General features: G+C 67.6%; 21 protein-coding genes. 9 read left to right on the top strand and 12 right to left on the bottom strand.

The annotated features are described in order from the left end of the window. Positions 1-56 precede the first annotated feature (56 nt). Both alr and FVA80_RS29240 read right to left on the bottom strand, forming a co-directional pair. The gene (gene alr, locus FVA80_RS29245) at positions 57-1,223 is read right to left on the bottom strand and encodes an alanine racemase (protein WP_147905916.1); all 1,167 of its coding nucleotides are present in this window, start codon (positions 1,221-1,223) and stop codon (positions 57-59) included. Positions 1,224-1,264: 41 nt separating this feature from the next. After that, positions 1,265-2,521: a D-amino acid dehydrogenase gene (locus FVA80_RS29240; protein ID WP_147905917.1), complete on the bottom strand. Its 1,257-nt coding sequence runs from the start codon at positions 2,519-2,521 to the stop codon at positions 1,265-1,267. A 228-nt stretch (positions 2,522-2,749) separates the two neighbouring features. Here FVA80_RS29240 and FVA80_RS29235 point away from each other — a divergent pair, with 228 nt between their 5' ends. Beyond that, complete coding sequence (locus FVA80_RS29235) at positions 2,750-3,190, top strand: Lrp/AsnC family transcriptional regulator (protein WP_147905918.1); 441 nt, start codon at positions 2,750-2,752, stop codon at positions 3,188-3,190. A 358-nt stretch (positions 3,191-3,548) separates the two neighbouring features. Here FVA80_RS29235 and FVA80_RS29230 read toward each other — a convergent pair whose 3' ends face one another. Together FVA80_RS29230 and glyA are read right to left on the bottom strand one after the other, a co-directional pair. Then, the gene (locus tag FVA80_RS29230) at positions 3,549-3,935 is read right to left on the bottom strand and encodes a LysR family transcriptional regulator (protein ID WP_246692198.1); all 387 of its coding nucleotides are present in this window, start codon (positions 3,933-3,935) and stop codon (positions 3,549-3,551) included. An 85-nt stretch (positions 3,936-4,020) separates the two neighbouring features. Further along, positions 4,021-5,283 (bottom strand): serine hydroxymethyltransferase, encoded by a 1,263-nt coding sequence (gene glyA / locus FVA80_RS29225; RefSeq protein WP_147905919.1) that lies wholly within the window; start codon positions 5,281-5,283, stop codon positions 4,021-4,023. A gap of 179 nt (positions 5,284-5,462) precedes the next feature. Here glyA and FVA80_RS29220 point away from each other — a divergent pair, with 179 nt between their 5' ends. Further along, on the top strand, positions 5,463-6,398 hold the full coding sequence (locus tag FVA80_RS29220) for a LysR substrate-binding domain-containing protein (RefSeq protein ID WP_187193549.1): 936 nt from the start codon (positions 5,463-5,465) through the stop codon (positions 6,396-6,398). Between the two features lie 43 nt (positions 6,399-6,441). Here FVA80_RS29220 and FVA80_RS29215 read toward each other — a convergent pair whose 3' ends face one another. From FVA80_RS29215 to FVA80_RS29195, 5 genes are all read right to left on the bottom strand, one after another. Next, a complete protein-coding gene (locus FVA80_RS29215) occupies positions 6,442-7,812 on the bottom strand; it encodes a D-serine ammonia-lyase (protein ID WP_147905921.1) in 1,371 nt (456 codons plus the stop codon). A gap of 260 nt (positions 7,813-8,072) precedes the next feature. After that, positions 8,073-9,128, bottom strand: a complete 1,056-nt coding sequence (locus FVA80_RS29210) for an asparaginase (protein WP_147905922.1) — start codon at positions 9,126-9,128, stop codon at positions 8,073-8,075. Between the two features lie 60 nt (positions 9,129-9,188). Continuing rightward, positions 9,189-10,106, bottom strand: a complete 918-nt coding sequence (locus tag FVA80_RS29205) for a helix-turn-helix domain-containing protein (RefSeq protein ID WP_348644607.1) — start codon at positions 10,104-10,106, stop codon at positions 9,189-9,191. Positions 10,107-10,259: 153 nt separating this feature from the next. Then, complete coding sequence (locus tag FVA80_RS29200; protein ID WP_147905924.1) at positions 10,260-11,156, bottom strand: amino acid ABC transporter substrate-binding protein; 897 nt, start codon at positions 11,154-11,156, stop codon at positions 10,260-10,262. Positions 11,157-11,240: 84 nt separating this feature from the next. Continuing rightward, a complete protein-coding gene (locus FVA80_RS29195) occupies positions 11,241-12,422 on the bottom strand; it encodes an aminotransferase class V-fold PLP-dependent enzyme (protein ID WP_147905925.1) in 1,182 nt (393 codons plus the stop codon). An 823-nt stretch (positions 12,423-13,245) separates the two neighbouring features. On the opposite strand from FVA80_RS29195, the gene FVA80_RS29190 reads away from it, so the two are divergent. The 7 genes from FVA80_RS29190 (at position 13,246) to FVA80_RS29160 (ending at position 20,675) form a co-directional block, all read left to right on the top strand. Further along, the gene (locus tag FVA80_RS29190) at positions 13,246-14,142 is read left to right on the top strand and encodes an amino acid ABC transporter substrate-binding protein (RefSeq protein WP_147905926.1); all 897 of its coding nucleotides are present in this window, start codon (positions 13,246-13,248) and stop codon (positions 14,140-14,142) included. Positions 14,143-14,182: 40 nt separating this feature from the next. After that, entirely contained in the window at positions 14,183-14,950 is a 768-nt protein-coding gene (locus FVA80_RS29185; RefSeq protein ID WP_147905927.1) for an amino acid ABC transporter permease, read from the top strand. Beyond that, positions 14,947-15,642: an amino acid ABC transporter permease gene (locus FVA80_RS29180; protein ID WP_147905928.1), complete on the top strand. Its 696-nt coding sequence runs from the start codon at positions 14,947-14,949 to the stop codon at positions 15,640-15,642. Before FVA80_RS29185 ends, FVA80_RS29180 begins: the two co-directional genes overlap by 4 nt. Before the next feature lie 11 nt (positions 15,643-15,653). Continuing rightward, positions 15,654-16,433: an IclR family transcriptional regulator gene (locus tag FVA80_RS29175; RefSeq protein WP_147905929.1), complete on the top strand. Its 780-nt coding sequence runs from the start codon at positions 15,654-15,656 to the stop codon at positions 16,431-16,433. An 11-nt stretch (positions 16,434-16,444) separates the two neighbouring features. After that, positions 16,445-17,215 (top strand): amino acid ABC transporter ATP-binding protein, encoded by a 771-nt coding sequence (locus FVA80_RS29170; protein WP_147940470.1) that lies wholly within the window; start codon positions 16,445-16,447, stop codon positions 17,213-17,215. 146 nt (positions 17,216-17,361) lie between these two features. Continuing rightward, entirely contained in the window at positions 17,362-18,861 is a 1,500-nt protein-coding gene (locus FVA80_RS29165; RefSeq protein ID WP_147906005.1) for an aspartate ammonia-lyase, read from the top strand. Positions 18,862-19,046: 185 nt separating this feature from the next. Next, entirely contained in the window at positions 19,047-20,675 is a 1,629-nt protein-coding gene (locus tag FVA80_RS29160; protein WP_147905930.1) for a HAMP domain-containing methyl-accepting chemotaxis protein, read from the top strand. Between the two features lie 208 nt (positions 20,676-20,883). Here FVA80_RS29160 and FVA80_RS29155 read toward each other — a convergent pair whose 3' ends face one another. From FVA80_RS29155 to FVA80_RS29140, 3 genes are all read right to left on the bottom strand, one after another. Next, positions 20,884-21,069, bottom strand: coding sequence for a hypothetical protein (locus tag FVA80_RS29155; RefSeq protein ID WP_246692503.1), 186 nt, complete (start codon positions 21,067-21,069; stop codon positions 20,884-20,886). 537 nt (positions 21,070-21,606) lie between these two features. Further along, positions 21,607-22,572, bottom strand: coding sequence for a helix-turn-helix domain-containing protein (locus tag FVA80_RS29145; protein WP_147905931.1), 966 nt, complete (start codon positions 22,570-22,572; stop codon positions 21,607-21,609). 158 nt (positions 22,573-22,730) lie between these two features. Further along, complete coding sequence (locus FVA80_RS29140; protein ID WP_147905932.1) at positions 22,731-23,636, bottom strand: amino acid ABC transporter substrate-binding protein; 906 nt, start codon at positions 23,634-23,636, stop codon at positions 22,731-22,733. Positions 23,637-23,697 lie beyond the last annotated feature (61 nt).

Here is a 23,697-nt window from a genome sequence, read left to right as displayed (position 1 = left end):
GGGCCGAGCCATGCCTTCTGCCCATCGACCTTCGCCTGTGCCGCGCGGCCGGTCGCCTACCGTCGAGGCCCGACGCTCGGATCTCGCGTCGGACCAGCGGTGTCCGCCCCGTGGACGTACCGGCGGTCGAACCGATCACCCAGGCCGGTCAGCACCTCGTACCCGATGGTACCCGCATCGGCCGCGACCGCGTCCAGCGAGCGGTGCGGGCCGATGATCTCAACCGCGTCGTCCTCGGCCAGCGCCCGGGGCGGGAGAGCCGAGGCGTCCACCACGATGCTGTCCATCGATACCCGGCCGAGGATGGGCAGCGCGACGCCGCCCGCCCAGACCGCGCCGCGACCGCTGGCACTCCTCAGGAATCCGTCCGCATAGCCGACCGCCACGGTCGCGAGGCGCGACGCGACCGCCGTCCGTGCGGTGTAGCCGTATCCGACCGCCGTCCCGGCCGGCACGTCGCGCACCTGCAGGACGCGGGCCTCCAGCTTGATCACCGGCTGCAGGGGGTTGGGACGCCCAGCAACCGGCGCCACCCCGAACAGGGCCGCACCCGGCCGCGCGACATCGTAATGGTAATCCGCCCCCAGGAAGATGCCGGAGGACGCGGCGAGGCTGGCGCGCATGGGCGGCAGCCGGCGCCGCGCATCCTCGAAGCGGGACCGTTGCGTCGGGTTCGCATCGCTGTCGGGGGCGTCCGCGCAGGCCAGGTGGCTCATGATGAGCCGCCACGCCACGGCATCGTGCTCGCTCGCCCGATCCGCGACGGCCGCGACTTCGGCGGGAGACAGACCGAAGCGGCTCATGCCGGTATCGACCTGCAACAGCCCCGGCAACCGGCATGCCCGCGTCCGGGCCAGCGCGGCCCAGCGCGCGAGCTGGCCCGGCGTATTGAGGACCGGCACCAGCCCGTGCTCCAGGCACTCGGCTTCGGCCCCGCGGGGGGCTCCGTGCAGGATCCACACGGCGGCGGCCCGGGGAACGTGCCGCCGGAGGGCGATCCCTTCGTCGAGATGGGCCACGAAGAAGGTTCGGCATCCGGCCGCGGACAGGACGGGGGCAACGCGCGCGGCGCCCAGGCCATACGCGTCCGCCTTCAGCACCGCGGCACATTCCGCCCCGGCGAGGCGGCCTGACAGGATCCGGTAATTGGCCGCGATGGCGTCGAGATCGACCGTCAGAATTGCCCCCGCGTGCGGACGCCCGCCATCGTCGAACGCGTCCACCCTATCCGCCTCCCGATCACACACGCGCGCGTCCACCGGTCTCAGGCCGCGTAACGGCCGACGGCGAGGTCTTCGTGGGCGATGTCGGGCGCCCGGGCGGACATCAGGTCCGCAAGGAGCCGGCCTGACCCGCAGGCCATGGTCCAGCCAAGGGTGCCGTGGCCGGTATTCGTATACAGGTTGTCATACCGCGTCGCCCCGACGATGGGCGTCCCGTCCGGCGTCATCGGGCGCAGGCCCGTCCAGAACGTCGCCCGGCTGAGGTCGCCCCCGGCCGGAAACAGGTCGTGGACGCATCGCTCCAGGGTCGCGCGGCGGGGCGGGCGCAGGGCCTGGCTGAAGCCGGCGAGCTCGGCGGTGCCGCCGACCCGTATGCGGTCGCCGAGCCGGGTCAAGCCGACCTTGAACGTCTCGTCCATCACGGTGGAGACCGGAGCCGCCTCCGGATCCGTGACGGGCAGGGTCAGGGAGTAGCCCTTGACCGGGTAGATCGGCAGGTTCAGCCCGAGCGGCTGCAGGAGCGCCGGGGTGAAGCTGCCCATCGCCGCCACGTAGGCGTCGGCGCGCAGCACCTCGGACCCGCAGGCGACGCCGGTCACGCGACCGCCCGAGGCCTGGAGCCCCGTCACGGTCATGGTGTAGCGGAACGTCACGCCGAGCCCCTCGCAGATGGCGGCGAGCCTCTGGGTGAACAGGTGGGCATCCCCGGTCTCGTCACCGGTGAGACGCAGGCCGCCCGCGATCTTGTCCTTCACGCGGTCCAGCGCCGGCTCGGCGGCGACGCAGCCCGCCGGGTCCAGGACCTGATAGGCCACGCCGTAGGCGTCCAGAACCTTCGTGTCGTCGCCCACGTGGTCGAGCTGCTTGCGCGTGCGGAACAGCTGCAGCGTGCCCTGTTCGCGGTGGTCGTAGGCGATGCCGGTCTCGTCGCGCAGGTCGCGCAGGACGTCGCGGCTGTATTCCGCGAGCCGCACCATCCGGCCCTTGTTGCGGGCGTAGGCCTCCTCCGTGCAGTTCGCCAGCATGCGGGCGAGCCAACCGTAGAGACGGGGCTCGACGGACGGCCACAGGACCAGGGGGCGGTGGCGCATCATCAGCCACTTCATCGCCTTGACCGGGATACCCGGCGCGGCCCAGGGGGCGGAATATCCGGGGGAGACCTGGCCGGCATTGGCGAAGCTGGTCTCCAGGCCGGAGGCGGGCTGCCGGTCGATCACCGTGACCTCATGGCCGGCCTGCGCCAGATAATAGGCAGAGGACACGCCGACCACGCCACTTCCCAGAACCAAGACCCGCATGATCGCTCTCCTCGGCACCGAACATCCGCATTCGGCGCTCAGCCGCCACCCGGAACGCCGCGATCGCGGAATCCTCAGAGGGGTCTGCGGGAAACGCGTCGCCCGGTCGCCGGCCGAGGTGTATCGAACATCGAAAGCCGCGCACGATGCTGCGAACATGTTGCAGGTTCTGCCAAACCGATGCCAAGCAACGACAGGAACTGCCACGGAACGACAGATCGTTGCGCGATGCCACAGGATGAAATTGACACCGCCATCCTCCACGCCCTGCGCGCGGATGCCCGGATGCCCAACGCGGCCCTGGCCAAGCGCGTCGGCCTGTCCGCTTCCGCCTGCCTGCGCAGGCTGCGGATGCTGGAGCGGGACGGGACGATCCGAGGCTACACCGTGCTGCTCGACGCGTCGGCGGCATCGGGCCTCGTGGTGATGACCCAGATCGAGCTGGAGCGGCAGACGGAGGATTACTTGAACCGATTCGAGGCCGCCGTCCGCCGCTGCCCGGACATCCAGGACTGCTACCTCATGACGGGCAGCTCGGATTACCTGCTGAAAATCCGGGTGGCCGATGCCGGGGAGTACGAGCGGCTTCACCGATCCGTGCTGTCGAAGCTGCCCGGCGTATCCCGGATCCAATCCAGCTTCACGATCCGGAGCGTCGTCGGCCGCTGACCTGCGATCACCCGATATCCGGCCAGCATGACGGGCAATCCGCGGCCGAACGGCCATCACCGGATGCAGCGCAGGCGACCTGCCCCCGATCGCGGCGGCCGGCTGACACGCCATCGCATCGTGGGACGGGACATCCGTCGCCCGCGCCGAGGCCTGCGGGACGGCGGCGATCGATAGGTTGGGTCCGCCTATTCCGGCGGAACGCCCACGAGATCCGCCGGGCGATGGGCGCATCGCGCTCGATCACGCACAGGCTTCGGCCGGCGCCCCCCAGCCTGAAGTGCGGTCGAATCGCGACGCAGCAGCCGGCCTCCACGATCGCCTGCACGACCTCGAAACCGTGACGATGCGCGTGGATCTACGGCTCGCAGCCGACGGGGCGGCAGGCCCCGACTACGATCTCCAAATAACCTTTGTCGGGGTTGTCCACCGCGCAGATTTCGATCCGCAGGTCGTGGAGCGTCACGGCCGCCCTGCCGGACGAGGCGGAGGCGGTGTTCGGAGAGATGACCCCGATTACCGTCTCGGCGTGCAGGCTCGGCGTGCAGGACGAGGCGTGCGCCGGCGGGTGAGGACGGATGCCCCCTCGGCCGCGCCCTTCGACCAGGGTGATGCCCAGCTCGGCTTCGAGGCGGGCGATCTGCTGGGACAAAGCCGCCGGCGAGACGCCCAGCGCTTCGGCCAGCGAAGCCGTGGTCCCGCGCACGGACAGCTGCCGGAGAGTGCGCCGGCGCGTGCGAGCCATTGCCCGCACCCGGCCGGTGACTGTCTCCACGACGGCGCCGGCCGCCGGAGCCCCCGGCTTCGCGAGCCGAGGGGCACCGGTTCGATTACGGGTAGATCGGGAAGCGAGCGCAGAGTTCCGTGACCTGCCCATGGATCGCGCGGACGAGGGCCTCCTCGGACGGGGCCTTGACGATCTGCGCGATCCAGGTGCCGATCGCGCGAAACTCGTCGCCCCCGAAGCCGCGCGCAGTGCCGGCGTTGCTGGACAGGCGCAGACCCGATGGCGCCTCCGGGGGGCGCTCGTCGAACGGGATCTGGTTTTTGTTCACCGCCAGGCCCGCGTGCTCCAGCGCCTTCGCGGCGATGTCGCCGGTGATGCCCTGGTTGACGAGATCGACGAGCATCAGCCCGCAATCCGTGCCGCCGGCGACCAGGCGGACGCCGGCCTCAGCCAGCGTGGCGGCCAGCATCCGGGCGTTGTCGAGCACCGCCTGGTTGTAGCCCTTGAATTCCGGCCGGAGGGCCTCGCCGAAGCAGGCCGCCTTGGCGGCCACGATGTGCAGCATCACCGAGCCCTGCACACCCGGGAAGATGCCGTAGTTGATCTTGTCGCTCAGCGCCTCGTCGTTCCAGAGCACGAGGCCGCCGCGGGCACCGCGGAGCGACTTGTAGGTGGTCGAGGTCACCACATGCGCGTGCGGCAACGGATCGGGATAGATCCCCGAGGCCACCAGCCCGGCGAAGTGGGCCATGTCGACGACCAGGTAGGCGCCGACCTCGTCGGCGATCGCGCGCAGTCCGGCGAAGTCCAGGACCCGGGCGTAGGCAGACCCGCCCGCGATGATCATCTTGGGCTTGTGCTGGCGGGCGAGGCCGCGAAGCTCGTCCAGATCGACGAGTTCGGTGTCGCGATTAACGCCGTACCGGACGATGTTGTAGTCCCGCCCGGTCAGAGTGGCGGGATGTCCGTGGCTGATATGGCCGCCCGCGGCGGTGTTCATCGACAGGATGGTGTCGCCAAGCTTCAGCAAACCAAGGAAGACGCCGCCATTCGCGTTCGATCCGGAATGCGACTGCACGTTCGCGAAGCGCGCGCCGAAGAGTTTCTTGGCCCGCCGAAGGGCCAGATCTTCCACAGCGTCGGCGAATTCTGCGCCGCCGTAATACCGCGCGAAAGCGAAGCCCTCGACGGTCTTGTTGGTGAGGGCCGAGCCCTGCGCCTCGAGGACGAGGCGGGACACGATGTTCTCGGACGCGATCAACTCGATCCCGTTCTGCTGGCGTCGCAGCTCCCCGCGGATGGATGCCGCGAGTTCGGGATCGGCGTCGAGCCCCTCCGTGAAGTAGCCCTTGTGGAGGTATGTCATGTCGAAAGGCCCAGGCCGCAGAGAAGGAGGGAGACGCGAGTCGGCAGCCGTCGGGGCGCCGCGTGGGCGTGCCGCCGACCGCCCGTCCGCGATCCGTGATCGCCCTTTGGATGCGGTTTTTGCCGAGGGTCCGCAAACGACATATCGTGGCTGCGAGACCAAGCTCACCTAGGCCTTCGATGCCCCTTTCGCCGCCGCGGCCGTCCCTCCCCTCGCTGAAGGCGCTCCGTGCCTTCGAGGCGGCCGCCCGCCACGAGGGCTTCGTCGGCGCGGCCGACGAACTCTGCGTCACCGCGGCCGCGATCGCGCAGCAGGTTCGCGCGCTGGAGGATTGGGTCGGCAGGCCGCTGTTTCACAGGAAGGCCCGGGGCCTTCAGCTGACGAGCGAAGCCCGGGCGATGCTGCCGCGCCTTGTCGAGGCGTTCGATGCCCTGGCCGGCGCGGCCCACGGCCTCCGTCGGCACGCTGACCGGCGGGAGATCCAGATCGCGGCCCTCCCCTGCGTGGCGCAGCTCTGGCTCTCGCCGCGCCTCGGGGCGATGCGCAAGGCGTTCCCGAACCTCGAATTCTCGGTGGTCGCGCTGGAGAACCCGCCGGACTTCACCCGGGAGCTGTTCGACCTCGGCCTGTTCTTCGTGGACGGAAGCCTGCCCAATTGCACCGCCCACACGCTCGTGGAGGACCGGCTGTTTCCGGTTTGCTCGCCCCAACTCCTGGCCGGGCGCGGGCACAGCCTGGATCTGGCGGGCCTGGCCGACATGACGCTGCTCCACGACGCGCGATGGCGCAACGACTGGGCGCGATGGCTGCGACATGCCGGCAACAGGCGGGTCGACGCCCGCCGCGGATCGACGTTCTCGCTCTACAGCATGGCCGTGGAGGCGGCGATCGAGGAGGCCGGACTGCTGATCGGCCACAGCAGCCTCCTGCAGGCCCCATTGGGGGACGGGCGCCTGCTGGCACCGATCGATGATGGGGCCGCCCTGCTCGGTCCCCCACTCTCGCTGATCGTGCCCGAAGGGCGGGGGCTCGAGGAGGGAACGGAAGCCGTGGTCGCGTGGCTGCGCGAGACGGCGTCGCCCCCCCGCAGCACGGTAGGCGACCGGGCAGGCTGATCGCCTCAACGGCCGCTGCGCGCGTCGCGGATCGCGACACCCGTCACGCTGAACGTGCCACCCCTGTACCGGCCCGGCGGAGGTATGCGCGCGCCTCCTCCGGGGGGACCATGCTGCCGCCGGTAGCCCAGATGATATGCGTGGCCGCCTCCAAGCGGTCGCGGTCGAGGTTCAGGCGGGCGCGGTAGGCGTCGTCGGCCACGATGCGGGCGGGGCCGGGTGCGCCCGCGACCGCGGAGGGTTCCAACATGAGGCCTTCGCTGGCCTCGAGCAGAGCCAGGAGGTCGAGCAATTCCTGGTCGGCCACCGTGAAATAGCCATCCACCAGACGCTGCATCGCCCGGCCGACGAAGCCCGAGGGCCGCCCCACCGCCAGACCGTCCGCGACGGTCGCGTTGGAGATGCCGAAATCCTGAACCGCGATCTGCTCGTGCAGGCCGGTATAGACGCCGAGCAGCATGCAGGGCGAGGGCGTGGGCTCGGCAAACAGGCAGCGGACCGCATCCCCGAACACCAGCTTGAGCCCGAACGCGACCCCGCCCGGGCCACCGCCGACCCCGCAGGGCAGGTGGACGAAGAGCGGGTGCTGCGCATCGACCGGCACGCCGAGGGCGGCGAGCTGCGGCTTCAGCCGCAGGCCGGCGACCGCGTAGCCCAGGAACAGATCCTTCGAGTGCTCGTCGTCGACGAAATGGCAGTTCGGATCGGCGTCGGCCTCGGCACGCCCCTGGGCCACCGCGGCCCCGTAATCGCCGGCATGCTCGACCACCGTGACCCCGGAGGCGCGCAGGCGGTCCTTCTTCCACTGCCGTGCATCCGCCGACATGTGGACCGTGGTTCGGAACCCGATCTTGGCGCTCATGATGCCGATCGACAGGCCGAGATTGCCGGTGGAGCCGACCGCGACGCTGTAATCTGCGAAGAAGGCGCGCGCGCTTGCCCCGCCGAGCGCCGTGTAGTCGTCGCCGGTCGTGATCAGCCCGGCTCCGAGGGCCAAGGTCTCGGCCCGCTTCAGCACCTCGTAGAGGCCGCCGCGCGCCTTGATCGAGCCCGAGACCGGCAGGTGGCTGTCCTTCTTCAGCAGAAGCCGGCCGCCGCCCTCGTATCCGTAGCGCCGACGGAGGGCGTCCGCGAAGGCGGGTACAGTGACGAGGTCCGACTCGATGATCCCCCCGGTGGCGGCGAGATCCGGGAAGAACCGGACGAGCAGCGGAGCGAAGCGCGCCAACCGCGCGCTCGCATCCTCGACGTCCGACAGGGTGAGCCCGGCATCGGCGAGCCCGGTCGCCGCCGGCGCGATGCCGGGGTTGAACCACGCGGTCTCCCGGCCCGCGATCAAGTCGCCGATCAGGGGATGAGTGGAGAGCCACATATCGAGCGGCCGTCCATGGATCGAAGGGGCTTGCCGGGTCATCGGGAGGGTCCTGGCTGGTCTACGCTCCGGCCCGGCGATCGCCGGGCGCCGGGTCGCAGACGGCGGGTCAGACCGTGTCATAAACCGGGACGCCGAGCGCGCGCAGCTCCCGGAGGATCGCCGCGCGGGTGCTGGCAAGCGCCCGGCTGACGCTCAGTCGATTCTCAGGGCGTTCGTGCGAGCGATCGAACGGATCTTCCTCTGGGGCTCGGGACCGGCGAGCCCCTCACCGTCCCATCCGCCCGCTCGCAGCCCTGCATTCAGTATCGCGAGAACATCTGCTGTATCTGCTTGGCATCGTTCGTTTTCGTGAGCGCCAGCATCAGAAGGACCCGGGCCTTCTGCGGGTTCAGGGTGTCCGACGTCACGGTGCCGAGGGCGTCGTCGTCGTGTTCGCCATTGCGTTCGACCAAGCCGCCGTTGACGCGGGACGAACGCACGACGACCACTCCCTTGCCCACCCCGGCCGCGACCGCCGGCTGGACGGCCTTGGGGATGCTGCCGTTACCGGTTCCGGCATAGACGATGCCCTTGGCACCGTCTCCGATGGCCGCGTTCAGGAGGGCGGGGCCGACATCGACGTAGGAATAGACGATCGCCACACGCGGCAACGCGAGCAGCATGGAGACGTCGAACTCCGTCGCGGCGGTGTGCGGTCGCGTCGTCGTCCGGTAGAAATGCGGCTTGTGCCCCTGCATGATGCCCAAGGCGCCCACATCGGGCGCCTTGAACGCGTCCAACCCGGTGGTGTTGGTCTTCGTCACGTCGCGGGCGGCATAGATCCCGTCGTTGAGCGTGACCAGCACGCCCGCCCCCCTGGCGGCGGGGTCCGCGGCGATGGCCACGGCGTTGGCCAGATTCGCCGGTCCGTCGGCGCTGACGGCCCCCGATCCCCGCATGGACCCGACCACCACGACCGGCTTGTCGCTCTTGACGACGAGGTCGAGGAAATACGCCGTCTCCTCCAGCGTGTCGGTTCCGTGCGTGACCACGACGCCGTCCGTGGCGCCGGAGGCCAGGACCTCGCCGATCCGACGGGCCAGGCGCAGCCAGACCTCGGCGGTGATGTCCGGGCTGGAGACCTGCGCGATTTGCTCGGCGCTGACGTCCGCGGCGGCATCCAGCCCTGGGACCGCGGCGACCAGCGCAGAGCCCGACAGGACGGAATCCTTGCCGGTCGTCTGCGCGATGGTCCCACCGGTCGCCAGGACCAGGACCCTCGGCTTCGCTTGCGGTCCGGCCGCGGAAGCGGGCGCGCCGCCGAGGGTCATGACCGCCGATAGGGTGGCGACGGTCGCGCCGATACGTCCGAGCATGTCTGATTCTGTCCTTCGACGCGGCCGGACCACGAGCCGGCGGGTGGATGTTCCATGAAGCTACGATCGGCGGGACGCAGCTGCAGGCGCCGTCGGACCCGGTCGTGCGTTCATCAGTGCCGCGTGACGATGCTCGCTGGGAGCCATCCCGTAGCGTGCCTTGAAGCGGCGGGCGAAGTGGGCTTGGTTGGCGAAGCCGCAGCCATAGGCCAGGGCGCCGATGGACAGGTGCGTGCAACCCGGATCGGCTAGGCGGGTGGCGGCCGCCTCCAGGCGTTTTTGCCAGATCCAATCCGAGATGTGCTGGCCGCGCTCGTGGAACAGCTCCTGCAGCCGCCGCAGCGAGACGCCGACGGCTGCCGCAAGCATGGGCGGATCGAGGGTCGGGTCGCCGAGGTTGGCCTCGATGAACGCCTTGGCGCGCTGGATCACGAGCGTCCCGTGCAGCGGTCGCGGCACCTCCTGTGCGAGGCGCTCGGCGAGGCAGGCGACGATGAGATCGATCCCGACCCCGACCATGCGCTCGGCGCTGTGAGCCGGCAGCCGATCGCCCTGATGCAGCAGGTTGGTCAGGAACGAGCGGGCCAGGGTCGTGACCGGCCGGTCGCCGTCGACGGTCAGGCCGGCGAAGATCCGGGCTGGGCCGAGCACGCTCTCCAATCTCTGCCGGGGGATCGCGATGGCCAACACTTCGCTGTGGCCGCTATGCTCGATCGTCCAGGGCGTGTTCGTATCACGGACCGCGAAGTCGCCGGCCCTGTCGGTGTTCGAGCGATCGTTCTGATCCGAGCGCACGGTACCGGACAGGACCATGCTGACGAAGAGATGATCGGTCCGATGATTCTCGTGCCGGAGCGTTCGCGGTGTCGTCGATGCTCTGAGATTGCGCAACGAAAACATGCTGAAGTCCAAGCCGCCGAAACTTGCCCCGTCGATCGTCGCGTCGAACGTCTCGTCACCGAGGCATGATTGTTCCATCGGGACGATACGGTCTTCGCAGACATCCCGCCAATGGCGAAACCGATCTTTCGGCGGCAGCCCGTCTGTCGAGAAGATGGTCTGCATCGCGCTGAACTCTATGCGGATCGGGAGTCGTCGTGCCGCATCGGAACGAGCGCGCTCGGCGCGCGGTCAGAACTCGATCGCGTCGCTGGGGTGCGCGACGCGCTCCTTCAGGGCGTCCGACATCGGGAAGGTCAGGTTCTCGCCGCGGGGTGGGATCGGGCTCTCGAACCACTTGGCGTAGAGCGTGGCGAAGGCTCCCGAAGCCATCATGCCCTTCAGGACGCCGTCCGCGAGCGCCTTGAACTCAGGATCCTCCCTGCGCAGCATCAGGCCGTAGGCCACCAGGTCGTAGGTCTCCGGGAGGAAGGTGAGGGCGGCCGGATCGGGCGCGCGGGACTTCAGGCTGGCGAGCAGGATGTCGTCCTCCATGAAGGCGGCGGCCCGCCCGCTCTGGAGCACCAGCATCGACTCGCCGTGATCCTTGGCCTGGATGACGGTGAAGGTGCCGCCCTTGGCCTTGATGCCGAACGCGAAGCTCACCGCGTTCGACCCCTGCGTGACCACCACGGTCTTGCCGTCGAGGCCCTTCACGTCGTGGATGCCCGACGAGACCTTAGTCAGCCACCGGGCCGAGGACACGAAGGTCGCGACCGTGAAGGCGACCTGCTTGAGCCGGGCGGCGCTGCTGGACGTGCCGCCGCATTCGATGTCGATGGTCCCGTTCTGCATGAGCGGGATGCGGTTGGCGGAATCCACCGGCTGAAGCTTGACCGCGAGGTTGTCGAGCTTGAGATCGGTCTTGATCTCGTCCACGACCTGCGCGCACAGATCCATCGAGAAGCCGACCGGCTTCTGATCGACGTCGAGGTACGAGAACGGGATCGAGGCCTCGCGATAGCCGAGCGTTATGGTCCCCGTGCGCTTGATCTTGTCCAGCGTCGGGCTCTCGGCCGACGCGGCCGTCGCGGCAAGACCGAGCGCGAGCGCGCCTGATAGTCGAACGAACGCTCCGTGCAGGGACATCGGTTTTCTCCTCTCGACGGTTGCGGGTCTTGCGAGGCCTAGCGGCGCGGGCGCCGTCAGCGATACGGGGAGGGGTTCGGGGGCCTATCCGAGCGTGGACAGCACGGCCGTACGGGCCTGCATCGACGGCGCGTTGCGGGCGCGGATGGCCTCGATCAGCCGGTCGATATCCTCAGCGGTGTTGAACATGCCGAGGGAGACGCGGATGCCGTCGCGCTCGGGCGAGACGCGGATGCCGCTCAGGGTGAGGTAGTCCAGCCACTCGCCCGCAGGCAGGGCGATGACGTAGATGTGCGGGGCCCGGTGCCGCCGCTCGCGCGGACCAACCAAGTCGACGCCGAGCTGGTCGAGCTGCTCGATCAGGTAGTCGCCCAGATCGTAGCAGTGAGCCTGGATCTTCTCGACGCCGATGGAGCCGATGAGGTCGAGGGCCGCCCCGAGCCCCTGGATCGCCGGCAGGTTGAAGTTGCCGAGCTCGAACCGGCCGGCCGAGGGAGCCAGCGCCATGTTGTCCGGGCGGGCGATGAAGTCCGAAGGCGGCGCGGACAGGCTGATCGCCGCCATGTAGGCCGGCTCCAGCTCGGTCAGGCGCGTGTCCCACCACAGCAGGCCGAGCCCCTGGGGCGTGAGAAGACCCTTGTGCGTACCCGAGCCGACGAAGGTGGCGTGGAGCGCCTTCACGTCGAGCGGGACGACGCCGATGCCCTGCATCACGTCGACCACGAAGTAGAGCCCCTTCTCCTTGCACAGCCGGCCGACGCTCTCGACGTCGAAGCGATGGCCGGCGTGGAAGGTCACCTGCGACATCGAGATGACGCGGGTCTTGTCGTCGATGTGCGGCCGGAAGCTCTCGGCATCGACGACCTCGGTCATCGGGATGAACGCGACCTCGACGCCCTTCTTCTTCAGGTTGAGGAACGCGTAGGCGTTGTTGGGGTGGTCGCCATCGATCATCAGGACCTTGTCGCCCGGGCACAGCGGCAGCGCGTTGGCGGCGATGTTCATGCTCTCGGAGGTGTTCTTGGTGAAGGCGACCTCCTCGGGCCGCGCCCCGATGAAGTGCGCGAGCTTGGTGCGCGTCTCCTCCAGCCGGTTGAGCCAGACCTGCTTGGGACCGGCGGTCTCATAGCCCTCGCGCAGGAAGCGCTCGTAGGCTTCCTTCACAGGGCGCGCGAGCGGCGTCTGGAAGCCCGCGTCGAGGTAGACGATCGACTCGGCGGCCGGAAACGCCTTCCGCACTGCGGCGACGTCGTAATGCTGGGACATATCTACACTCCTGCATGAGGTCGATGAAGGTCGGCTGGCGGCGTCGGAGGCGGCCTGGTCCAACCCGCGGGCTTTCATCGGCGCGGGCCCGAGGTCAGAACTGGGATGATCCAGGCGCGCGAACGGCTGATCGTTCTCGCTTCGGTCCCCGGGTCGAATCGACGGATGCGCGCCCAAGCGGTCGATGACAGCGTCCGCGGTCAAAGAATGACGTGGGATGACAACTGGCCAGATCCCGCAACGATATCAGCCTCCATGTCCGCAATCCCTAATCTCACCTCCCGGGATCTCAAAAGTCTTTCTTTCGACTATCTTTGTCGATGTATCGATTTATGAGACTCTGATCGGAATTCGAGACATGTGATCGTGCAAGCGGTTCCTGTAACGGGACCGGCCCGAAGTTTTCGCGGTGCCGCAGACAAGTGGTTGCCGGTTGTGCACCTGCGAATTAATTCACCCCGCGCTGTCTACCGGCTAAGCAGATGGCTCGATCGGGAACCCGGTGCCACGAGCAGGTCGTCTCAAAATCCGGACAGACTTTTCCGTTTCCATTCAATACCTTGATCAAGCTGTGGTGCGAAAGGCTGTCCGACGGGATCACTGGGCGTGAGACAAAAAATATCATTTTTTGAGACCGGATTGACGGCACAATAGCTCGTTCGTCATAACTGTTCCGAAGCCCGGCCTCGTTCCTCCGCAGTACATCGTGGCGTGTTTCGGCCGCGGGCCCCTGGTGTTATTTTCGGCATGGGATCGAACACTCGTCCAAAAATTAACGACGAGTTCGCATCTCGACGATTACTGTATAACTTCGGAGATGCGAATGTACGCCCGTATCCATCTCGTCACGCTGTCGCTCGCGATGGCACTTGGTCTTCTCACGACGTCCGCATCTGCGGAAAGCCCGACCCTTGCCAAGATCAAGCGGACCGGAACGGTGACGCTGGGCTATCGCGAGTCTTCGATCCCGTTCTCGTATCTGGGCGCGGATCAGAAGCCGATCGGGTTCTCGCTCGACCTGTGTTCGCAAGTCGTCGACAAGATCAAGGAGGACATCAAGCTCGATAAGCTCGCCGTCACCCTGCAGTCGGTGAATTCCTCCAACCGCATCCCGCTCATCCAGAACGGCACCGTCGACATCGAATGCGGCGGCACTTCCAGCAGCGCGGCACGGCTCAAGCAGGTCGCGTTCACGGTCGCGACCTTCGTCAGTTCGGCGCGCTGGATGACGAAGGCGTCGTCCGGCATCCAGGACGTGAAGGCGCTCGACGGCAAGACCGTCGTAGTCACGCAGGGCTCGAACGCCGTCGGCTTCGCGCAGGGGATCAAGGCCAAGGGCGCGACCTTCGCGATCGTCCAGGCCAAGGACCACGCGGAATCGATGCTGATGCTTCAGAGCGGACGCGCGGCCGCCTTCATGGAGGACGACATCCTGCTCGCCAGCCTGCGGGCCCGCGCCCCGGACCCGGTGGCCTTCGCGTTCCTGCCCGAGACCTACGAGAAGGTCCCCTACGGCCTGATGCTTCCGAAGGACGATCCGGAGTTCAAGGCCCTCGCGGACGGCGTGCTCAGGGGCCTGATGGCCTCGGGTGCCTTCACCAAGCTCTACGCGAAATGGTTCGAGAGCCCGATCCCCCCGAACGGCGAGAACCTCAGCTTCCCGATGAGCGACGCCTTGAAGGAGCGTGTCGCCCATCCGAGCGACGCCCTCGACTTCTGATCGTCCTCGCCCGCCGCGCACCGTCACGAAGGCGACGCCGATGTTCTCCGTGCTCTTCGAGGAGGCCCCCGACGGCCAGCGTTACATCGACTGGCTGATCTCGGGCCTGCAATGGACCGTGGCGCTCGCCTTCTTCGGGTGGTGCATCGCCTTCGTGATCGGGGTCGCGGTCGGCGCGGGCCGCACCTCGCCGAGCCGGGCCATCGCGATCCCGTGCCGGTTCTACACGGAGTTCTTCCGCAACATCCCGGTGCTGATCCAGATGTTCCTCTGGTACTTCGTGGTGCCGGAATTCCTACCCTTCGGCCTCGGCGATGCCATCAAGCAGATGCCGCCGCCCTGGGGAGCCTTCTGGCCGGCCCTGATCTGCCTCAGCCTCTACACCTCGGCCCGCGTCTCGGAGCAGGTCCGGGCCGGGATCGAGGCGCTGCCCAAGGGACAGCGCGAGGCCGCCAACGCGCTCTCGCTCTCGACGTGGAAGACCTACCGCTACGTGCTGATCCCGCAGGCGCTCCGGCTGATCGTGCCGAGCCTGACCTCGGAGGTCATGGGCATCTACAAGAACACCTCGGTGGCGCTGACCATCGGCCTGCTCGAACTCACGGCTCAGGCACGGCAGATCAGCGAGGCGACGTTCCAGACCTTCGGGGCCTTCGCCAGCGCGACCCTGATCTACCTCGCCCTCGCCCTGGTCACGTTCCTGTTCATGACCGCCGTCGAACACGCGGTCCGCATCCCCGGCCAGGAACCGGCGACCGGCCGGAAGCGGCCGCGCAAGCTCGCTCTGGCCCAGGAGCCGAAGCCGTGAACAGTCTCGACTTTTCCATCGTTGGGCAGTCGCTGCCCTACCTGCTGCACGGGCTCGCCTTCTCGCTCCAGCTCACGGTCTTCGCCTTCCTCACCGGCCTGGGGCTCGGCATCGTACTGGCGCTCGTGCGGCACCTGAAGGTGCCGGTGCTGGCGCAGCTCGTGGTCGGCTACATCACGCTGATCCGCTCGATCCCGCTCATCCTCGTCCTGTTCTGGTTCTTCTTCCTGGTGCCGATCCTGCTGACGCCGTTCTCGGTGGACGGGCGGCCGATCCCGGTCGGCGCGGGCCCGACGGCCTTCGTCACCTTCAGCCTGTTCGAGGCGGCCTACTACGCCGAAATCATCCGCACGGGCCTGCGGTCGCTCAGCAAGGGCCAGTTCGAGGCGGCGGCGGCCCTCTCGCTCTCGACCTTCAAGACCTACCGCTACGTGATCATTCCACAGGTGATCCGCGTGGTGAGCCCGATCCTGCTCACGCAGACCATCATCCTCTTCCAGGATACCTCCCTGGTCTATGTCCTGTCGGTGGTCGATCTCACGGGAGCCGCGGTCAAGATCGCCCAGCTGAACGGAAGGCTCGTCGAGATGTATCTCGTCGTCGCCCTCGTCTACCTCGCGATCTGCTCCACCGCCTCGCAGGCCGTGGCCATACTCAGGCAGCGCCAGATGCGCACCCTGCGGACGCGATAGGGAGACCGCCCATGCCCCCGGTGCGACGCCCCGGCGTGACCGTCTCTCCCGACGTTCCCGCCCCCATCGGACGGATGCTCGCGATCGTCGAGCTGGTCGCCGTGACCGGGACGATCTCGGTGGCGCAGGTCGTGGAGACGCTCGGCATCCCGCGGCCGACGGCCCACCGGATGGTCGCGATGCTGGAGGCCGTCGGCTACCTCCAGAAGCTGCCGGGGCGCACGGGCTACGGCCCGGCCCCGAAGCTGGTCTCGCTCGCCTCCGACATCATGGCGTCGACGGTCGTCTACTCGGCCCTCAACACCACGCTCACCGAACTCGCCGCGCGCATCGGCGAGACGTGCAGCCTGGCGATGCTGTCGGGCGGCGACGTCGAATATATCGCCAGCGCGTTCGGCGGCTCGCCGCTGACGCTGCAATTCCAGGCCGGGCAGAAGACGCCGATCCACTGTACGTCGAGCGGCCGGATCTTCCTCGCCAACCTGTCCGACGAACGGCTGGAGACCTTCCTGGCTTCCGGCCCCTGGCAGCCGGTCACGCCCCAGACCCTCACCGACCCGCGCAGGTTGCGCGAGGAGCTGAAGGTCATCCGTGAGCAGGGCTACGCCCTCAACGATTCCGAGTTCATCGTCGGCGTGGTCGGGGCGGCGGTGCCCGTCCGCAACACGGAGGACCGCGTCCTTGCGGCCCTGACCGTCTCGGCCCCGAAGAGCCGCGTGCCGCTGGACAAGCTGAAGACCTTCATTCCCGCGATGAAGAGCGCGGCCGCGCGCATCGCCCGATCCCTGTGAGGAGACCGACCATGGCCGCGACCCAATCGACCGCGGGGACGTCCGCCGGCGCCGAGGCGGTGACGATGATCGACGTGAACAAATGGTACGGGTCGTATCAGGCGCTCACCGACGTCCGGCTCAACGTCGCCCCCGGAGAGAAGATCGTCGTCTGCGGCCCGTCCGGTTCGGGCAAGTCGACCCTCATCCGGTGCATCAACCGCATCGAGAAGCATGATGGCGGCCGGATCATCGTCAACGGGACCGAGCTGACCGCCGAGACCCGCAACATCGACCACGTCCGCCGCGACGTCGGCATGGTGTTTCAGAGCTTCAACCTGTTCCCGCATCTCAGCGTGCTCGACAATTGCACGCTGGCCCCGATCAAGTCCCTCGGCATGGGCGCGCGGGAGGCGCAGGAGCTGGCGATGCACTTCCTCCAGAAGGTGCGCATCGCCGATCAGGCGAAGAAGTACCCCGGGATGCTCTCGGGCGGCCAGCAACAGCGCGTCGCGATCGCGCGGGCGCTGTGCATGAAGCCGAAGGTGATGCTGTTCGACGAGCCCACCTCCGCGCTCGATCCGGAGATGGTCAACGAGGTGCTCGACACCATGGTGGCTCTGGCGCTCGAGGGCATGACCATGATCTGCGTCACGCACGAGATGGGCTTCGCCCGAAAGGTCGCCGACCGGGTCGTGTTCATGGACCGGGGACAGATCGTCGAAGTGGCCTCTCCGGAAGCGTTCTTCCAGTCGCCCAAGACCGAGCGCGCCCGCGAGTTCCTCGCGCAGATCATTCACTGACCCGGGCGGGACCACCCGTGAAGATGCCCGCCGCGTCCCCGACGGATCGAGCCAAGCACCGCCGCCGCGGGCGGCGAGCCCCCATCGGCACCAGCGAACGGATGGACAGCGTGAGCACCGAGACAGCGCAGGCCAACCTCCCGCCAATGACCCCCGTGGAGGATTCGACGACGGCCGAAGACCTGGCGCTCGCCACGGTTCGCACGGTCCCGATGGACGGCGTGCGAACCCGCCGGGAGCACGACCTTCTCGGCGACGACGAGGTCCCGGCCGACGCCCTCTGGGGCATCCACACCAAGCGGGCGGTGACGAACTTCCCGATCACCGGCGTCCCGGTCGGCCATTTCCCCGAATTCGTCCGCAGCCTCGCCCTGGTCAAGCAGGCCGCCGCCCGGGCCAACAGGCGCCTCGGCTATCTCGATCCCGCCAAGGCCGACGCCATCGATCGCGCCTGCGCCCTCGTGGCGACCGAACCCGGCTACGCCGAATCGTTCGTGGTCGACGCCATCCAGGGCGGTGCCGGCACCTCGACCAACATGAACGCCAACGAGGTCATCGCGAACGTCGCGCTGGGCCTGATGGGGCGGAAGCCGGGATCCTACGAGGTCCTGCACCCCAACGACGACGTCAACATGGCGCAGTCGACCAACGACGCCTACCCGACGGCACTGCGGCTCGCGGTGATCCTCGCGACGCAGCCGCTGATCCGGGCGCTCGACGACCTCGCCTACGCCTTCAAAGGCAAGGCGGTGGAGTTCGCCGACGTGCTCAAGATGGGCCGGACGCAGCTCATGGATGCCGTGCCGATGACGCTCGGCCAGGAGTTCGACGGCTTCCACGCAACCATCAAGGAAGACGTGGCCCGCCTCGGCGAGGCGGTGGCGCTGTTCCGCGAGGTCAACCTCGGCGCGACCGCGATCGGGACCGGCATCAACGCCGATCCGCGCTACGCGGCGCTCGCCGTGGAGGAGCTGTCGCGCGTCTCCGGGCAACCGATGGTGCTGGCCTCGAACCTCATCGAGGCGACCTCGGACCTCGGCGCCTTCGTGCTGTTCTCTGGCGTGCTCAAGCGCGTGGCGGTGAAGCTCTCCAAGATCTGCAACGATCTCCGCCTGCTCTCGTCGGGGCCCCGCACCGGCTTCGGCGAAATCCGGCTGCCGGCGGTGCAGGCGGGCTCCTCGATCATGCCCGGCAAGGTCAACCCGGTGATTCCGGAGGTGGTCAACCAAGTCGCCTACATGGTGATCGGCCAGGACCTGACCGTGACGCTGTGCGCCGAGGGCGGCCAGCTCCAGCTCAACGCCTTCGAGCCGACCATCGGCTACTGTGTCCTGTCCTCCCTGCGGATGCTGACGGCCGCCATCGACACGCTGACCAAGCGCTGCATCGACGGCATCGAGGCGGACCGGGAGCGCTGCCGCACCCTCGTCCAGGGCTCCATCGGCCTCGTGACGGCGCTCGTGCCGACCCTCGGCTACGAGGCGAGCTCTCGGGTGGCGCAGCGCGCGCTCAAGGAAAACCGCCCGGTGGCCGACCTCGTACTGGAGGAAGGCCTGCTGACGCGGGCGCAGCTCGACCAGCTCCTCGAACTTGAAGCCATGACCCATCCGACCCGGCGGCAGAAGAAGGGCAGCGTGACGTCCTGATGTCCGGATTGCGAGACAACAGATCCTGCTATGCACCCCATGCTTCGACGCGGACGTGCAGCAATGATCGATCGTGTCTCGAAATTTGAAACAACAAGTCGGGCATTCTCTGAAGTGGTGGAGAGGTATTTATTATCGTTTCATCACTATGATCTGCGTGTGAACGACGATCCCGAGCCGCAGCCATGAAACTTCTCGCCCGCCTTTCGATCAATGGCCTCCTGGTGCTGGCCGTCGTGGTCGCCGTCACGGCCCTGAACCTCGCGGCCCTGTCGCGCTTCCGGAGCGACGATGGGGAAGTCACCCGCGCGCTCGCGCTGCTCGGCGCCGCCCAGGATTTCGGCTCGGCCGTGACCGATCAGGCCGCGACCCTCGACGCGTACTCGGTTTCGGCCGACGCCAAGTTGAAGGACCGCTACACCGGCACGGGCGCGGTTCGGGTCGATGCCGCGCTGCACACCCTCGGCGAGCGGAGCGGCGACCTGATCGCGCCGGGCTTCCAGGCCGAGCTGCAGGCGGCGCTGAAGGATTGGCGGAGCGCGGCCGAGGTCGACCTAATGGTGATGACCCGGCAGGAGCCGACCCAGGTGGCCTATGCGCGGCTCTCGGCCGCCTCGGAAAAGCTGTCGGCCCGCGTGATGGATGTCATCCGCGACGCTCAAGCGAGAAAGGCCGACGCGGCGACGTCGATGGATTGGACCGCGTGGATCGGGCTGGCCACCTCTGGCGGTGTGGTGTTCCTCACCTCGCTCTGGCTGCTGGGCACGATCCGCGGCCCACTCGCCGGACTGACGGCCGCCATCGGGCGCCTGGAAGCGGGAGACCTGCAGGCCGCCGTGCCGCACCATACGCGGCGCGATGAGATCGGTGCGATCGCCAGGGCGATCGAGACCTTCCGGCACGCGCTGCTCGACGGGAGCGGGCTGCGGCAGGCCCAAGCCTTCGAGGCGGAGGCGCGCCTGGAGCGATCGCGCCAGCAGCAGGCCCGGATCGAGACGTTCCGCGCGGAGGTCGGCGACCTGCTGGCCCGAGTCGACGGCGCTCTCTCTGCGCTGGACGGGACGGCGCGGACGCTGTCCGACACGGCGGCCGATGCCGGACGACGATCCAGGGCGGTCTCCGAGGCAGCCGGCCAGACATCCGCCAACGTCGTGGCGGTGGTCGCCGCGACCGAGCAGATGGGCGCCTCCATCGGCGAGATCGGGCGTCAGGCCCTGCGGTCGTCCGACCTCGCGCAGGGCGCCGTGTCGAACGTCGAGGGGGCCGTGACCCTGATGGCGGAGCTTTCTGCGGCGTCGGACGACATCGGCACCGCCGTCACGCTGATCTCGGCGATTGCCCACCAGACCAATCTGCTGGCGCTCAACGCGACCATCGAGGCCGCCCGCGCCGGCGAGGCAGGCCGCGGGTTCGCCGTGGTCGCGGGCGAGGTCAAGGACCTCGCGGGACAAACCGCCGAGGCGACCCGGAGGATCGCGGATCAGACCGCCCGCATTCAAGCTTCGACCGGCTCGGCTTCGATCGCCATCGCCGACGTGTCGGCCCGGCTGCGGGACATCGACGCCGTGATCGCCTCCATCGCGGCGGCGGTCGAGGAGCAGGGCGCGGCGACTCAGGAGATCGTCCGCAACGTCGGGCAGGTTGCCGAGGGCGCCGAGGGCGTCACCCACAACATCACCGACGTGGCGCGGGCCGCGGAGGCGACGGGCCGCTCGGCCGGCGATCTCCTGGCATCCCGGGACGCGCTGGAGCACCAGTCCCGCGCCCTCGGGGCGGGGGTGGAACGCTTTCTCCAAGACGTCGCGGCAGCTTGAATGTCGATCGGCATCGATTTTCATGCCGGCTCGCTTCGTGAACCGGAAAAAACGAGGCCGTCCCCACCGCCGTTGATATAGGCCCGGAGCCGCGCTGGCCTGTGAGGTAGGCCATCGCTGGAACCGGATATGCCGACAGGGTCTCGAGAAACCCGGTGTCGGGCCGCGGAGAGCGGGTGGTCGGAGTTCAGACGGCAACCGTGCTGCCCTACGGATCAGCATGGCGCCGTGTCCGCTCGAACCTGTCGGCACAGGGCTTATCGAAAAGCGCGCACGGTGGCTGAGCGCCCGACGGTTCTGCCAGCATCGGCTGTTCGCCGATATCGCCGAGCGCGTGACGCCGGAAATATTGTGAACGCGGATTGAAGTCGGGATCCGACGTGTAGCTGCTCATGAAAGCGCCACCGGCAGGTATGTCGCTCTCGGACCGGGCTGGCGTGACGAAGCCGGGCAAGGCAACGAAAATCAGGACTTTTCGGATCCTCCATGGAGGCGCTCATGGTGACGCCGTTGCCGAGGTTGGCCGTGTAGGCCAGCACGTTCGTGCTGAACGTGTCCGAACCGGCTGTGCCGCCGATCAGTTCGAAGTCGTGCGCGTAGAAATCGAAGAACGATGAGGCCCGATTCGGGGGCCCCAACGCGCGCGCCTTGGTGAGCCGCACTGGACCGATACGGGCTTGATCGATCCGACACGCCGCGAGCGCCTGACGGAACGGCACGGAGCGGGCAGTTCAGCGGTGGTTTGGCAGGGCCAGACGGCTTCTCCCCGGTGATAACCGGGATGAGATCGCTCCGCTCCTGCCACGGCCTCGGCCCCGTCCAAAGGGCAGGCGTCGACCGATCGAGAACCGGGCCGCATTCGGCACACCGCCGGGCTTCTGCTCAACCAGATCGAGAACGGTCGCCGACAACTTCAGGGGTCGATGGCAATTTACGGCGTGCTCATGAAAGCTGCCTGGCGATACTCGCTGGGAGCCATGCTGTGGTACTCCTTGAACCGCCGCGAGAAGTGCGATTGGTTCGCGAAGCCGCAACTATAGGCCAGGGCGCCAATGGACAGATGCGCGCAGCCCGGATCGGCTAGGCGTTTGGCGGCCGTTTCGATGCGGCGCTGCCAGATACAATCCGAGATGTGTTGGCCGCGCTCGTGGAACAGTTCCTGCAACCGGCGCAACGACACGCCGATCGCCGCTGCGATCAGGGGCGGATCGAGGCTCGGATCGCTGAGATTGGCCTCGATGAACGCCCGAGCGCGCTGGACCACGACGGTGCCGTACATCGGTCGCGGCACTTCCTGCGCGAGGCGGTCGGCGAGGCAGGCGACGATGAGATCGATCCCAACTCCGACCATCCGCTCAGCACTGTGAGCCGACAGCCGATCGCCCTCGCGCAGCAAGTTTGAAAGGAACGAGCGGACCAGGATCGTGACCGGCTGGCGGCCGTCGACAGTCAGGCCGGCGAAAATCCGGGCTGGGCCGAGTGCGGCCTCCAATCGCTGCCGTGGGATCGCGATGGCCAGCACTTCGCTGTGCCCGCTATGCTCGATCGTCCAAGGCGTATTCGTGTCACGGACCGCGAAGTCGCCAGCCCTGTCGGTGCTCGATCGATCATTCTGATCCGAGCGCACAGTTCCGGACAGGACCATGCTGACGAACAGATGATCGGTCCGATGATTTTCGTGCCGGAGCGTTCGCGGTGTCGTCGATGCCTTAAGGTTTCGCAACGAGAACTTGCTGAAATCCAACCCGCCGACACTTGTCCCGTCGATCTGCGCCTCGAAGGACTCGTCACCGAGGCACGATTGTTCCATCGGAACGATACGGTCTTCGCAGACATCTTTCCAACGGCGAAACCGGTCTTTGGGTCGCATCCCGTCTGTCGAGAATATGGTCTGCATTGCGGTTGCCCTATGCACATCGGGCACATTCGTCCTTCCCCGGAACGAATGCGGCGGCGACCGATCAGAAAGCGATTACGTCGCTCAGGTACCCGTGACGGCGCTCGACGCGACACGATCCAACGTCGCGTCGAGGATGAATGACCGGCGGCGCCGCTTTACTGGAGGTAGGATGTCGGATCCGGGTTGTCGGTCGGCTCGGCGTAGGCGCGCTTCAGTTCCGGCGACATCGGGACGTTGTAGGTGATCCCACGCGGAGGCGTCGGCGACAGGAACCACTTGTCGTAGAGGACCGTGATTTCAGGACTGTGGTAGAGATCGGCGGTGGCCCGATCGACCAGCGCCTTGAAGGCCGGATCGCCCTTGCGCAGCATGATCCCGTAGGGCTCCGGTTCGGAAAACGCCTCGGTGCTGATCTGATAGAGCCCCGGATCCTTCGACTGCGCGATCGCGATGCTGAGCTGGACGTCGTCGAGCACGAACGCCGCCGCACGACCGTTCTCCAGGAGCAGGAACCCTTCGGCGACGTCCTTGGCCGACTGGATGTTGAGGCCGAGCTTGCGTTCGGTGTTGGCCTTGTTGAGCATGATCAAGTTGGTCGACCCCGCCACCGCGGAGACCGTCTTGCCCTTCAGGTCGGCGATCGTCTCGATCTTCTGAGCCTTCTTCGAGGCGAAGCGGGCGGCCGACAGGAAGTGCGTGTTGGTGAAGGCCACCTGCTTCAGGCGCTCGACGTTGTTGGTCGTCGCGCTGCATTCCAGATCGATCGTCCCGTTGGTCATCAGCGGGATCCGGGTCGCCGAGATCACCGGCGCCATTTCGACTTTGAGCTGCGGCAGCTTGAGTTCACGCTTCACCGCGTCCGCGATCGTCAGGCAGATATCGACGGCGAAACCGACATAGTTCTGTCTGTCGTCGATGTAGCTGAACGGCGTCGCCGCATCCCGGACACCGAGGACGATTCGGTTGTTGTCCTTGACCTTCTTCAGGGTGCCGTTGAGTTCGTCGGCCGCCGCCGGTGCGACCAGCAGACTGAGTGCAAGCGTGGTCTTGAGCAGGCGCACGGTAACCTCCCTCTAATCTATTGATACATGCGAAGCGTAACGGTGGGGTCGAGCCAGATGC

Source organism: Methylobacterium sp. WL1 (assembly GCF_008000895.1).
GTDB lineage: Bacteria > Pseudomonadota > Alphaproteobacteria > Rhizobiales > Beijerinckiaceae > Methylobacterium.
Note: the sequence above shows the minus strand (reverse complement) of the source record. Positions and strands in the feature narration are given on the sequence as shown.

Bases quoted from the DNA above. Each gene is read 5' to 3' on its own strand.
- FVA80_RS29240 (WP_147905917.1), bottom strand. From the start codon at position 2,521: ATGCGGGTCTTGGTTCTGGGAAGTGGCGTGGTCGGCGTGTCCTCTGCC.
- FVA80_RS29235 (WP_147905918.1), top strand. From the start codon at position 2,750: ATGCCACAGGATGAAATTGACACCGCCATCCTCCACGCCCTGCGCGCG.
- FVA80_RS29230 (WP_246692198.1), bottom strand. From the start codon at position 3,935: ATGGCTCGCACGCGCCGGCGCACTCTCCGGCAGCTGTCCGTGCGCGGG.
- glyA (WP_147905919.1), bottom strand. From the start codon at position 5,283: ATGACATACCTCCACAAGGGCTACTTCACGGAGGGGCTCGACGCCGAT.
- FVA80_RS29220 (WP_187193549.1), top strand. From the start codon at position 5,463: ATGCCCCTTTCGCCGCCGCGGCCGTCCCTCCCCTCGCTGAAGGCGCTC.
- FVA80_RS29215 (WP_147905921.1), bottom strand. From the start codon at position 7,812: ATGACCCGGCAAGCCCCTTCGATCCATGGACGGCCGCTCGATATGTGG.
- FVA80_RS29210 (WP_147905922.1), bottom strand. From the start codon at position 9,128: ATGCTCGGACGTATCGGCGCGACCGTCGCCACCCTATCGGCGGTCATG.
- FVA80_RS29205 (WP_348644607.1), bottom strand. From the start codon at position 10,106: ATGGAACAATCATGCCTCGGTGACGAGACGTTCGACGCGACGATCGAC.
- FVA80_RS29200 (WP_147905924.1), bottom strand. From the start codon at position 11,156: ATGTCCCTGCACGGAGCGTTCGTTCGACTATCAGGCGCGCTCGCGCTC.
- FVA80_RS29195 (WP_147905925.1), bottom strand. From the start codon at position 12,422: ATGTCCCAGCATTACGACGTCGCCGCAGTGCGGAAGGCGTTTCCGGCC.
- FVA80_RS29190 (WP_147905926.1), top strand. From the start codon at position 13,246: ATGTACGCCCGTATCCATCTCGTCACGCTGTCGCTCGCGATGGCACTT.
- FVA80_RS29185 (WP_147905927.1), top strand. From the start codon at position 14,183: ATGTTCTCCGTGCTCTTCGAGGAGGCCCCCGACGGCCAGCGTTACATC.
- FVA80_RS29175 (WP_147905929.1), top strand. From the start codon at position 15,654: ATGCCCCCGGTGCGACGCCCCGGCGTGACCGTCTCTCCCGACGTTCCC.
- FVA80_RS29170 (WP_147940470.1), top strand. From the start codon at position 16,445: ATGGCCGCGACCCAATCGACCGCGGGGACGTCCGCCGGCGCCGAGGCG.
- FVA80_RS29165 (WP_147906005.1), top strand. From the start codon at position 17,362: ATGACCCCCGTGGAGGATTCGACGACGGCCGAAGACCTGGCGCTCGCC.
- FVA80_RS29160 (WP_147905930.1), top strand. From the start codon at position 19,047: ATGAAACTTCTCGCCCGCCTTTCGATCAATGGCCTCCTGGTGCTGGCC.
- FVA80_RS29155 (WP_246692503.1), bottom strand. From the start codon at position 21,069: ATGAGCAGCTACACGTCGGATCCCGACTTCAATCCGCGTTCACAATAT.
- FVA80_RS29145 (WP_147905931.1), bottom strand. From the start codon at position 22,572: ATGCAGACCATATTCTCGACAGACGGGATGCGACCCAAAGACCGGTTT.